This window comes from Gulosibacter sediminis, assembly GCF_014904065.1.
In the GTDB taxonomy this organism is placed as follows: Bacteria; Actinomycetota; Actinomycetes; order Actinomycetales; family Microbacteriaceae; genus Gulosibacter; species Gulosibacter sediminis.
Genome location: NZ_JACXJG010000005.1, coordinates 115,790 through 126,915, shown reverse-complemented (window position 1 = coordinate 126,915; position 11,126 = coordinate 115,790). Strand labels below are relative to the sequence as shown.

General features: G+C 66.0%; 10 protein-coding genes, 2 tRNA genes and 1 pseudogene (1 of these 13 cut by a window edge). 9 read left to right on the top strand and 4 right to left on the bottom strand.

The annotated features are described in order from the left end of the window. Positions 1–226 precede the first annotated feature (226 nt). Positions 227–299: transfer RNA gene (locus ID132_RS02495), tRNA-Gly, on the bottom strand. A gap of 192 nt (positions 300–491) precedes the next feature. On the opposite strand from ID132_RS02495, the gene ID132_RS02490 reads away from it, so the two are divergent. Then, a tRNA-Val gene (locus ID132_RS02490) sits at positions 492–561 on the top strand. 257 nt (positions 562–818) lie between these two features. Beyond that, positions 819–1,085, top strand: a complete 267-nt coding sequence (locus ID132_RS02485; protein ID WP_125105815.1) for a DUF7218 family protein — start codon at positions 819–821, stop codon at positions 1,083–1,085. 311 nt (positions 1,086–1,396) lie between these two features. Here ID132_RS02485 and ID132_RS02480 read toward each other — a convergent pair whose 3' ends face one another. Together ID132_RS02480 and zapE are read right to left on the bottom strand one after the other, a co-directional pair. After that, positions 1,397–2,647 carry an ammonium transporter gene (locus ID132_RS02480; protein ID WP_125105814.1) on the bottom strand — a complete coding sequence of 417 codons (1,251 nt, stop codon included), beginning with the start codon at positions 2,645–2,647 and terminating at the stop codon, positions 1,397–1,399. Between the two features lie 248 nt (positions 2,648–2,895). After that, entirely contained in the window at positions 2,896–3,888 is a 993-nt protein-coding gene (zapE, locus tag ID132_RS02475; RefSeq protein ID WP_125107334.1) for a cell division protein ZapE, read from the bottom strand. Between the two features lie 128 nt (positions 3,889–4,016). Here zapE and ID132_RS02470 point away from each other — a divergent pair, with 128 nt between their 5' ends. Genes ID132_RS02470 through ID132_RS02460 form a run of 3 tightly spaced genes read left to right on the top strand, consistent with a single transcriptional unit; the run spans position 4,017 to position 6,134 of the window. Continuing rightward, positions 4,017–4,922 (top strand): sulfurtransferase, encoded by a 906-nt coding sequence (locus ID132_RS02470; RefSeq protein WP_125105813.1) that lies wholly within the window; start codon positions 4,017–4,019, stop codon positions 4,920–4,922. Positions 4,923–4,930: 8 nt separating this feature from the next. After that, positions 4,931–5,356 carry a SufE family protein gene (locus ID132_RS02465; RefSeq protein ID WP_125105812.1) on the top strand — a complete coding sequence of 142 codons (426 nt, stop codon included), beginning with the start codon at positions 4,931–4,933 and terminating at the stop codon, positions 5,354–5,356. Positions 5,357–5,366: 10 nt separating this feature from the next. Further along, entirely contained in the window at positions 5,367–6,134 is a 768-nt protein-coding gene (locus ID132_RS02460; RefSeq protein WP_125105811.1) for a dihydrofolate reductase family protein, read from the top strand. Here ID132_RS02460 and ID132_RS02455 read toward each other — a convergent pair. Continuing rightward, positions 6,107–7,312 carry an alpha/beta hydrolase family protein gene (locus ID132_RS02455; RefSeq protein ID WP_193127780.1) on the bottom strand — a complete coding sequence of 402 codons (1,206 nt, stop codon included), beginning with the start codon at positions 7,310–7,312 and terminating at the stop codon, positions 6,107–6,109. The genes ID132_RS02460 and ID132_RS02455 overlap by 28 nt on opposite strands. Positions 7,313–7,420: 108 nt before the next feature. Here ID132_RS02455 and ID132_RS02450 point away from each other — a divergent pair, with 108 nt between their 5' ends. From ID132_RS02450 to ID132_RS02435, 4 genes and pseudogenes are all read left to right on the top strand, one after another. Continuing rightward, positions 7,421–7,981: a DUF3000 domain-containing protein gene (locus tag ID132_RS02450; RefSeq protein WP_125105809.1), complete on the top strand. Its 561-nt coding sequence runs from the start codon at positions 7,421–7,423 to the stop codon at positions 7,979–7,981. After that, positions 7,968–9,221, top strand: coding sequence for a ribonuclease D (locus ID132_RS02445; RefSeq protein WP_125105808.1), 1,254 nt, complete (start codon positions 7,968–7,970; stop codon positions 9,219–9,221). Before ID132_RS02450 ends, ID132_RS02445 begins: the two co-directional genes overlap by 14 nt. A 51-nt stretch (positions 9,222–9,272) precedes the next feature. Further along, positions 9,273–10,484 carry a thiolase family protein gene (locus ID132_RS02440; RefSeq protein WP_193127779.1) on the top strand — a complete coding sequence of 404 codons (1,212 nt, stop codon included), beginning with the start codon at positions 9,273–9,275 and terminating at the stop codon, positions 10,482–10,484. Positions 10,485–10,493: 9 nt separating this feature from the next. Next, a pseudogene (locus ID132_RS02435) lies at positions 10,494–11,126 on the top strand (3-hydroxyacyl-CoA dehydrogenase NAD-binding domain-containing protein); it runs 1,524 nt beyond the window's last position.

The following is an 11,126-nucleotide window of genomic DNA, read 5'->3' as shown; positions in this document are numbered from 1 at the left end:
ACTGGGATCGAACCAGTGACCTCTTCCGTGTCAGGGAAGCGCGCTACCGCTGCGCCAATCGCGCTCATCTCTTTCGAGACTTGCATTGTGCATCCCGTACAGGATACCGAGGTGACGNGATTCGAACCCGTGTAAACGGCTTTGCAGGCCGCTGCCTCGCCTCTCGGCCACGTCACCGTACTGGGTCTATGCCCGTGCTCTCAAGACGTGGTCTTGTTCACACTCGAGCGGATGACGAGACTCGAACTCGCGACCCTCACCTTGGCAAGGTGATGCGCTACCAACTGCGCTACATCCGCGTGACCTTGGCTTCCTTTCGGCGCCTCAGCACTCGAACTACATTAATGCAAGCATTCCGTGCAATGCAAATCGAGACGGCGGGGAATTTAGAAATCCCAGATCAACAGCATGAAATTCGTTCCCAGCAGCGTGTCTCGAGGGAGCCGGTTTGCGCGACATAGCTCGCGTGTGCCAAGATAGACCCTTGTTGCGGGTGATTAGCGCAGCGGTAGCGCACTTCCTTCACACGGAAGGNCACTGGTTCGATCCCAGTATCACCCACCTCACAGGGCCTCCCACGGGAGGCCCTGATTCGTTTCCCCGACTCCCCCGTCGCCGGCCATCCGTCCGGTCTATGCCGCGCATCCCGCGCGGGCGTGTCTGAGTGCGACCCGTACTGCCCCGGTCCGTCTCCTCAACGCGGGTAGACGTGTCGGCCCAGATTCGCGAAGGTGGTAATTGCATGCAAACAATCTCGTGCGAGGGACACCGTCAAGCAGGCGAAGGTGCTCGCACAAACGAACTGATTGGAGCGGACCATGCCACGTCAACGTCGATCATCGTTAAAGGACCCGGAACTGTACGAAAGCTTGCGCGCCGAGGGAAAGTCTGAGGAACAGGCAGCGCGGATCTCGAACGCAGCAGCGAAGGAAGGCAGGACCGCAGTGGGCAAACGCGGCGGAGCCGCTGAGAACTACGAGGACCGGACCGTGCCGGAGCTCCGCGCGCGAGCGCGAGAGCTGGGCATCACAGGAGTGTCCAGATCTACAAAGAGCGAACTCATCACGCGACTCCGAGAGCACTAACCGGTGATCCCTGCAGTTTTCTACTAGCGCTGCGCGTACAACCGCATCAAACGTAGAAAACCACATCGACTGCGGCGCGATCTGGTGCGAGTGCGAATACGCGGGCACAGGTGCGCACGCACGGCCACAACGCTCGTAGCGGCCGCGCAGGGCGCGCAACGGGAGAATTAATAAGGGCCCCGGAGTCGATGACTCCGGGGCCCTGGTGGTTGGTGTGGTCGGCGGCTTCGTAATCACTCACACAGCATTACGCTGGCCCGCAGTGAGTGCTTCCGGCACCGCCATCCATTCGTCGTAGGACGATCAGTGGCCTACGCCGCACCAACCTGGTTGAGCTCGCCGGTGCGCTGGTAAGCGCGTTCGCCGTGGACACTTTCGTCCACACCTGCGAGCTCCTCCTCGCTCGTGATTCGGAAGCCGATGGTCTTCTGAATGACCATCCCCACCACATACGCAACCACGAACGAGTAGATCAATACCGCCACAGAGGCGACAACCTGCAGGATCAGCTGCTGGACACCGAAGCCCATGAACAGTCCCGAGGTAGTTCCGAACAGACCGGGCCAGATCGAGCCGATGAGGCCCGCGACCAGGTGGATACCCACGACATCAAGCGAGTCGTCGTACTTCGCGGCCCACTTGAGGTCGCAAGCGTACTCAGCGGCAACACCACACACGAAGCCGAGGAGCAGAGCCCATCCGGGAAGAATGTCGGCACACGCGGGGGTGATACCCACGAGGCCAGCGATGACACCAGAGGCAGCGCCAACCGCGGTCGGCTTCTTGCCGCGAAGTCGATCGATCGCGAGCCAGCCGAGGATACCGGCAGCCGGGGCCACGATCGTGTTGACCGTGATCAGGCCGGGGATGCCGTCGACAAGGTTGCCCGTGCCCTCGGCGCCGACATTGAAGCCGAACCAGCCGAACCAGAGGATTGCGGTACCAACGAGCACGAGCGGCACGTTGTGCGGCTGGTTGAGGCTCTTGCCGAAGCCCTGGCGGCGACCAAGCACCAGCGCAAGAGCGAGGGCAGCAGCACCCGCGTTGATGTGCACCGCAGTTCCACCGGCGTAGTCGATGACGCCGAGGTCGCCGAAGCCGAGCGCCGTGCCGAGCTGTGAGATCCAGCCGCCGCCCCACACCCAGGCCGCGACCGGGAAGTAGACCAGCGTCGCGAAGATGCCCGCGAACAGCAGCCAGGAGCCGAAGCGTGCACGATCCGCGATCGAGCCCGAGATGAGGGCCACCGTGATGATCGCGAATGTCGCCGAGTAGGCACTGCCCATCATGGCTTCGTTATCGCCCGAGGTCGCCACCATGCCGAAGTCCGTGAACGGGTTCCCCGCGAACTGGAAGAAGGACGAGCCGTCGACCGAGATCATCGCGTGTCCGAACAGCACCCAGAGCACAGCGACCAACGCGAGCGCGCCGAAGGACATCATCATCATCGAGATGGCGCCCTTCTCGCGAACGAGGCCACCGTAGAACAGCGCGAGGCCCGGTGTCATAAACAACACCAACGCCGTCGCAGTAATGAGCCAGGCCGCACCACCTGTATCCATTGAAGTTCTCCTCTCAATCACACCCGGCGGGTCAACCGCTCGACCCGAAACCGTTGGTGTGTGGTTCCTGAGAGTAGACCGAACGGCAAAAATAAATGGCGTTTTTAGCGCATATTTTGAGTAACTTTGCACTCTCAACAAATTTTAACTTTCGTGCAACCTTGTTGAAGATTGCGCAAAATTGCAAAGAATCAGCCCGTAACCCGGGAATTTTCCGGGGCTACGGGCTGCGACGAACGCGGCGCGCGCTACGCGCTGGCGGCGCCGGTGGATGCGATGAGTCGCGACACCGAGCGAAGGTACTTTTTGCGGTAACCGCCGTCGACCATGCCGCCACCAAAGATCGCGTCGAGGGGCACGCCCGAGGCGACAATCGGGATTTCGGCGTCGTAGACCCGGTCAATGAAGGCGACGAAGCGCAGCGCCTCGGACTGATCGGTGAGTTCGGTCACATCGGTGAGTGCGAGCAGGCTGATGCCGTCGACGAGGCGCACATACTTCGAGGGATGCACGGTGGCAAGGAAGTCGATGAGGGTGCGGAAGTCGTCCTGCGCGACTGTCTTGCCCGCGCTGATGCACGCATCCACCGCATCCTGCACCTCGGCCGGCGAGCTCACGATCGCGTGGCCCTCAACCGCGCGCCGACGGTAGTCGACGCCGTCGATGCGCACCGTCTTGAACACGTCGGCAAGCTTCGTGATCTCGCGGAGGAAGTCCTGCGCCGCGAATCGTCCCTCACCGAGCGCATTCGGCGGGGTGTTCGAGGTCGCCATGACGTGGGTGCCCTTCTCGACGAGCGCGCCGAGGAAGCGGGTCATGACCATGGTGTCGCCCGGGTCGTCGAGCTCGAACTCGTCGATGGCGAGCAGGCTAGCGCCGGTGAATGCCTCGACGGCCTTCTGGTAGCCGAGTGCGCCGACGAGCGAGGTGTACTCGATGAACGTGCCGAAGTACTTGCGACCGCTAAAGGCGTGCCATGTCGCGGCAAGCAAGTGGGTCTTGCCGACGCCGAAGCCACCGTCGAGGTAGACGCCGGGCTTCACCGTCGGTGCGCGCTTGAACATCTTTGACATGAAGCCGCGGCCGCTCGAGCGGTCTCCCCCGGCCTTCGCGAAGTCGCGCGAGATCTCGACCGCCTGCATCTGCGACGGATAGGACTCATCGGGCACGTAGTTCTCGAAACTCGCGTGCGCAAACTGCGGCGGCGGCACCAGGGCCCGCACCATCTCATCCGGCGTCATCTGCGGAACCTGTTCGGTGAGATGTACGAGGGTGCCTACGGTCACAGAGGTCTCCTTTTGCGCAGGAATAAGCTGGGTCAAGACTACGCTGACCTAGGTACGAACGCCGCAGTATTCGAGGAGTAGTCATGTCCGTCGTCTTCGACGAATCCCGGGAATTCGCGCAGTACGCGCAGCCCCACCGTCTTGTCTCGACCGAGTGGTTGGCCGAGCACCTTCACGATGACGGCCTCGTGGTCGTCGAGTCTGACGAAGACGTACTCCTCTACGACACCGGGCACATTCCGGGTGCAGTCAAGGTCGACTGGCACACCGACCTCAACGATCCCGTCGTACGTGACTACGTCGACGGCGAGGGCTTCGCCGAGCTGATGAGCCGCCTCGGCATCAGCCGCGACACGACCATCGTGCTCTACGGCGACCGCTCGAACTGGTGGGCCGCCTACGCCATGTGGGTGTTCGAATTGTTCGGCCACGAAGACATCCGCCTCGTCAACGGCGGCCGCGAGAAGTGGGTCGCCGAGGGTCGGGAACTCACTCGAGAGGTGCCCGAGCGTACCGCCTCGGACTACCCCGTCGTCGAGCGCGACGAGACCGGCCTGCGCGCCCGTCGCGACGACGTCGTCGCGCACCTGAGCGAGGGCAAGCCGCTCATCGACGTGCGCAGCTTCCCCGAGTACACGGGCGAGCGCACGCACATGCCCGATTTCCCGCAGGAGTCGGCGCTGCGCGGCGGACACATCCCCTCGGCCCACTCGGTGCCGTGGGCGCGCGCCGCGAATGAGGATGCGACGTTCAAGTCGCGTGAGGAGCTCGAGCAGATCTACCGCGGCGAACTCGGCCTCGGCGACAGCGACGATGTCATCGCATACTGCCGCATCGGCGAGCGCTCGAGCCACACGTGGTTCGTGCTGAAGTACCTCCTCGGTTTCCCGACGGTGCGCAACTACGACGGCTCGTGGACCGAGTGGGGTTCGCTCGTTGGCGCCCCGATCGTCGTCGGCGAAGAGCCCGGCACCGCGCCCACCCGATAGAGGCAATGATGTCTGCAATTCCTGCTCAGCTCGCGGAGATCCGCGACGACTTCCTCGCGATCCCCGAGCGCGAGCGGCTCACGATGCTGCTCGAGTTCTCTGATGAGCTGCCCGACGTGCCCGAACGCTTCACCGACGTCGAATTCGAGCGCGTCATTGAGTGCCAGTCACCGGTCTTCATCACGACCGAGGTCGACGACGGCACAGTGCACCTGTTCGCCAAGGCCCCGGCCGAGGCGCCCACGACCCGCGGCTTCGCCTCAGTGCTCGTGCAGGGCATCGACGGGCTCTCGACCGACGAGGTGATCGGCATCCCCGTCGACTTCCCGTTCGAGCTCGGCATCACCAAGCAGGTCTCGCCGCTGCGCCTGAACGGCATGGTCGGCATGCTCGGTCGCGTGCAGCGTCAGGTCCGGGAGGCCACGAGCGCGTAGGTTGGTTGATGTGCCCGACACTTCGCAGCCGTTTGATCTCAGCCGCATGCCGGACCCGGCCTGGCTCCGCCAGCTCGGCGGTGCCGGCAACCTGCTCGACCTGACCGGCGATGGCATCGGCGCCGCCGAGTCGTGGCTGCGCGAACACTATGCGCCGCCGCGGCCCGACTGGGTGCGCATGAACATGCTCGGCTCACTCAACGGCCGCATCACCGGCGGCGACGGCACCTCGGACAGCCTCTCGAACCGGGCCGACCGGCGCATCCTCCGGCTCATCCGTGAGATGAGCGATGTGGTCGTGGTCGGCGCGAACACGGTGCGCGAGGAGCGCCACACCGCGACCCGCCCCACCTGGCTCTGCATCATCTCGGAGTCTGGCAACCTTACGGGCCACCGCATCAGCGAGGCGGATGCGGCTGCCTCGGTGCTCGTGTGCGGGCCGGCTTCGGCGCGCGACCGCGCGGCCGAGACGATGCCCGGCGCCAACTTCGCCGAGTTCGACACGTCGGGTGGCCGGGTGCCGCTGGATGCGGTGCTCGCGGAGCTGCGCGGCCGCGGGCTACACCAGATCGTCGTCGAGGGCGGCACGACCCTGATCGGTCAGTTCCTCGACGGGGCGCTCCTCGACGAGGTGTGCCTCACGCAGGCGCCGGTGTTCGGCCCCGACACCTCCCCGGCGCTCCCCTCCTCGTCGCGCAACTCGGCTTTCCGGCGCGAGCTGCTGCTCGAGGACGAGTTCGGCTTCCTCTATCAGCGGCTCGTGCGCGACGACGCCTGAGCCTCCACGCTGAGCCCGGCGAACCAGTCGTCCACCGCCGTCTCCCAGCTCTCGCGGTCGACGTTCCAGAGCCGTGTGTGCCGCGCACGCGTGAACTCCACGTAGTCGACGAGGTCGGGCCGCGCCTGCGCGAGCCGTTGGCTCGAGGTCACCGGCACGACGGTGTCGGCGGTCGAGTGCAGCAACAGAATCGGCACCTCGAACTCGTCGGCCCGCGCCACGAGGTCGAGCTGCGCGAGGTCGAGCGGCTCGTCGGTGCCGAGCAGGCCCCGGTGCAGGGGCGAGTTGAGCAGCCACATGCCGAGCTTTGCTACCGGCGCGGGGACGCGCATCTGCGCCGCCTGGTACTCGAGGGTGTCGTGCCAGTTCACCGCCGGCGACTCGAGCATGAGGCCGACGATGCGCTTGCGGAAGCGTGAGTTGAGGTAGGTCTGCCCGACGATGCCACCGCCCATCGACCAGCCGGTGAGCACGATTCGCTCGGCACCGCGCGAAATTGCCCACTCGAGCGCCGCATCGACGTCGTGCCACTCGGTGAGTCCAAGGCCGTACTTGCCGTCGGCCGGCGAAGGCACGCCGAGGTCGTTGCGATAGCTCACGATGAGCGAGTTCCACCCCTGCGCCCGCACGAGCGGCACCGCGCGCAGCGGCTCGGTCATTGCCGCGCCGCGCCCGTGCACGTGAATGACCCAGTCGTGGCTGCCCTCGCGGTCGGCCGGCACGAACCAGGCGGGCATCGGGCCGAGTTCGCCGGGCACCTCCACCTCGCGCCAGTGCAGGCCGAGGTCGCGAATGTCGCGCTGCGGGGCAGAGGCCACCCGCACAGTACGAATGCCGACAATGGGCGTACCGATCGCTTCGCTGAAGCGCCGCGTCACCGTCCGCAAGTCGGCGGTGACGATCTCGCCGAGGCGCGCGCGGCCCCGGGCCGAGTCCCACAACAGGGTGTACTCCCCCGACGTCTCCGATTCAATCGTGCGCTCAAGCGTGATCGTGCCCGCCGTTGCCTCGGGATTGTGCAGGTCGCACTTGATGACCCGCACCGGCCCGCGCGTGCTCCGCGGCGGGTTCACCACCTGGCGCGCGAGCATGGTCGCCGCGGTTGCCGCGAGCGAGCCAAGAAACACGGTGGCACCGGCCGCAAGCGCGGTCGCGTTCCTGAGGGGTCGTTCGGTCATTTTCCTCCGTTCGCGGCAAGTCGGCGCGCCGCAGCTCACAGGCCGCACCACCCGGCCTAACCTTCAGGCGTGGTGGTCAGCTTGCATCCGGTGCCCGTAGCGTTCGACATGGCAGTCGAGTCAATTCGAGCTGTCGAGTTTCGCAGCGACCTACGGGTGCAGGAAATCCGTTCACCCGAGGGTCTGGCCCCTCATGCGTTGGCGCTCGCAGCAGATGTTAGTCCTGGCAACCTGGAGGGCGACTCCCAGCTCGGCACGGGCCGCTTCATCCTGCTGCACGACCCCTCCGAGCCGGATGCATGGCGCGGTGATTTCCGCGTCGTCTGCTTCGCGCAGGCCCCGCTGGAGACCGACATTGGCGGCGACGCCATGCTGCCGGAGGTCGCCTGGTCGTGGCTCGTCGACGCGCTCGACGAGAACGGCGCCGACTATCGCTTCCCCTCGGGCACGGTCACAGTGGTGAACTCGAAGGGCTTCGGTGAGCTCACCGAGCAGGGTGAGGGCTCCCAGATCGAAATGCGCGCCTCGTGGACGCCGCAGAATTCCGACCTTGCCACCCACGTCGAGGCGTGGTCAACGCTGCTCTGCATGCTCGCTGGACTTCCGCCGGTCGATTCGCAGGACGTCGCGATCCTGCGGCACGCGGCGCGTGAACATGGCCGCGGTTGACGGCAAGCGCCTCGAGCGCGGCGGACTCGAGGTTATCGACACGCATATTGCCCTGAGCGACGCCCTGGGCCGGCTCGAAGAGGGCACCGGACCCATCGCCATCGACACCGAGCGCGCCTCGGGCTACCGGTACTCCGACCGGGCCTACCTCATTCAGATTTTCCGTCGCGGGACGGGCACCCTGCTCATCGACCCGATCCCGTTCGGCTCGCTGAAGTCAGTGACCGAGGTGATCGCCGACGACGAGTGGATCCTCCACGCCGCGACGCAGGATCTCCCCTGCATGCGCGACATCGGTCTCGAACCAACGCGGATGTTCGACACCGAGCTCGCCGCGCGCCTGCTCGGCATGGATCGCGTCGGGCTCGGCGCGGTCGTGCAGGAATTGCTCGGCATCGAGCTCGCGAAGGCGCACTCGGCCGACGACTGGTCGGTTCGCCCGCTGCCGAAGGAGTGGCTCGCATATGCGGCCCTCGACGTCGAGCTGCTCGTGGATGTGCGCGACGAGCTCGCGAAGCGACTGACGGATGCGGGCAAGGCCGACTGGGCGCGCGAGGAGTTCGCGGATGAACTGCGCCGGCCCCTCAATCCGGTCAAGCACCTGACGCTCGAGCCCGACGCCGACCCCGAGCGGTGGCGTGCGCTCTCGGGCGTGCATCAGCTTCGTTCGCCGCGCGCGCTCTCGATCGCCCGTGAACTCTGGCTGAGCCGCGACGCCTACGCCCGCGAAACCGACACGGCGCCCGGTCGCATCGTTCCCGATCGCGCCGTGCTCGCAGTCGCCAAGGCGCAGCCCCGCTCTCGTGGACAACTCAGCGCGATGAGCGACTTCACGGGCAAGCAGTCGCGCTCGCAGCTCGATCGCTGGTGGGCTGCCGTCGCCGCAGGCCGTGAGAACCCCGTGCCGCCAAAGCGGGCAGCCCCGGATGCGAACCGCGTGCCGCCTATCAAGGCCTGGGAGCAGAAGCGTCCCGAGGCGTTCACCCGGGTCAGCGCAGCGCGTCCCGCCGTTGCCGAACTCGCCGAAGAACTGCACCTGCCGACCGAGAATCTGCTCACGCCGTCGCTCCTGCGACAGCTTGCTTGGGACGGCACGGCCGAGACTGAATCCGAGATTCGGACTGAACTCAGTAATTTGGGAGCGCGACAGTGGCAGGTCGACATGACGGCCCCCGTAATCGCGAGGTCATTTGTCGAGGCTGCCCAAGGCGCTACGGATTCCGACATCTCCTCTCGATAGGCTCGCCCTGATCACAACGGTCCGTAACGATGCGGACCACGAGGAGGAACAGTGACCGGATCAGAGGTCCATTTCATTGACGGCACGCGCACGCCTTTTGGCCGCGCTGGCGAAAAGGGCATGTACTGGGGAACTCGTGCCGACGATCTGGCGGTGAAGGCGATGAAGGCCCTCATCGACCGCAATCCGCAGATTCCGGTCGACCGCTATGACGACGTCGCAATCGCGGCGACGACGCAGCAGGGCGACCAGGGGCTCACCCTCGGCCGCACGACCGCGATCCTCGCGGGCCTGCCGCTGAACGTGCCCGGCCTCGCCATCGAGCGCATGTGCGCCGGTGCGCTCACCGCCTCGGCGCTGATGGGTTCGACCATCGGCTTTGGGCAGAACGACGTCGTCATCGCGGGTGGCGTCGAGCACATGGGCCACCACCCGATGGGTCAGGGGGTCGACCCGAACCCCCGTTTCCTCTCCGAGCAGCTCGTCGACGGCGAGGCTCTGAACATGGGCAACACGGCCGAGCGCCTGCACGACCGCTACCCCCAGTACACGAAGGAGCGCGCCGACCGTTTCGCGCTCGCCTCGCAGCAGAAGGCCGCCAAGGCGTACGAGGACGGCAACTTCACCCGTGACCTCGTTCCGGTCGCCATCGAGAGCGAAGCCGGCTGGGGTCTCGCCGACCGCGACGAGCACCTGCGGCCCGACACCACCATGGAGGGCCTCGCCGGTCTCAAGACGCCATTCCGCCCGCACGGTCGCGTGACGGCTGGTAACGCCTCGCCGCTCACCGACGGCGCCACCGCGTCGATCCTCGTCTCCGACGACGCGCTCAAGGAGTTCGGCCTCAAGTCGCGCATGAAGATGGTGTCGTTCGCGTTCGCGGGCGTCGAGCCCGAGGTGATGGGCCTCGGCCCGATCCCCTCGACCGAGAAGGCGCTCAAGCGCGCGGGCCTCAAGATCGACGACATCGGACTGTTCGAGCTCAACGAAGCGTTTGCGGTGCAGGTGCTCTCGTTCCTCGACCACTTCGGCATCGCCGACGACGACGCCTCGGTCAACCGCTTCGGCGGGGCAATCGCCCTCGGCCACCCGCTCGCAGCGAGCGGCGTGCGCCTCATGATGCAGCTCGCGAACCAGTTCGAGCAGTTCCCCGAGGTGCGCTACGGCGTTACCGCGCTCTGCGTCGGTCTCGGCCAGGGTGGCACGATCATCTGGGAGAACCCGTCCTGGAACGGCAAGAAGCACGCGCGAGCAGGAAAGTAGGCAGAACAAGTGAAGTTCCCCAAGTTTGACCGCAGCAAGTATGCGGCGCTGCTCGAGCCGGCCGCCGATGTCGAGGTCATCACCGAGTCGAAGGTGCGCGACGTACGCCTCGCATCCGGTCGCACCCTCGCCCTCATCACCCTGGACAACAATGAGGACTACAAGCGTCCGAACACGCTCGGCCCGAACACCCTCGCCGCGCTCGGCGAGACGCTCGAGTCGCTGCGCTCGCGTGCCGCCGCCGGTGAGATCGACGCTGTCGCCATCACCGGCAAGCGCTTCAGCTTCGCGGCCGGCGCCGACCTCTCGCTCGTCGACCGCATCCCGAGCCGCGACGTCGCACGCCTCATGGGCGAGATCGGGCACCACGCGCTCGGACTGCTCGGCGACCTCGGTGTGCCGAGCTTCGCGTTCGTCAACGGCCTCGCCCTCGGCGGCGGCGTCGAGGTCGCGCTGCACTCGACCTACCGCACCATCGACGCCTCGACCCCGGCCATCGCGCTGCCCGAGGTCTACCTCGGCCTCGTGCCCGGCTGGGGCGGCGCCACCCTCGTGCCGAACCTCATCGGCATCGAGAACGCCCTCAAGGTCATCATCGAGAACCCGCTCAAGATGAACCGCACCCTCAAGCCGACGCAGGCC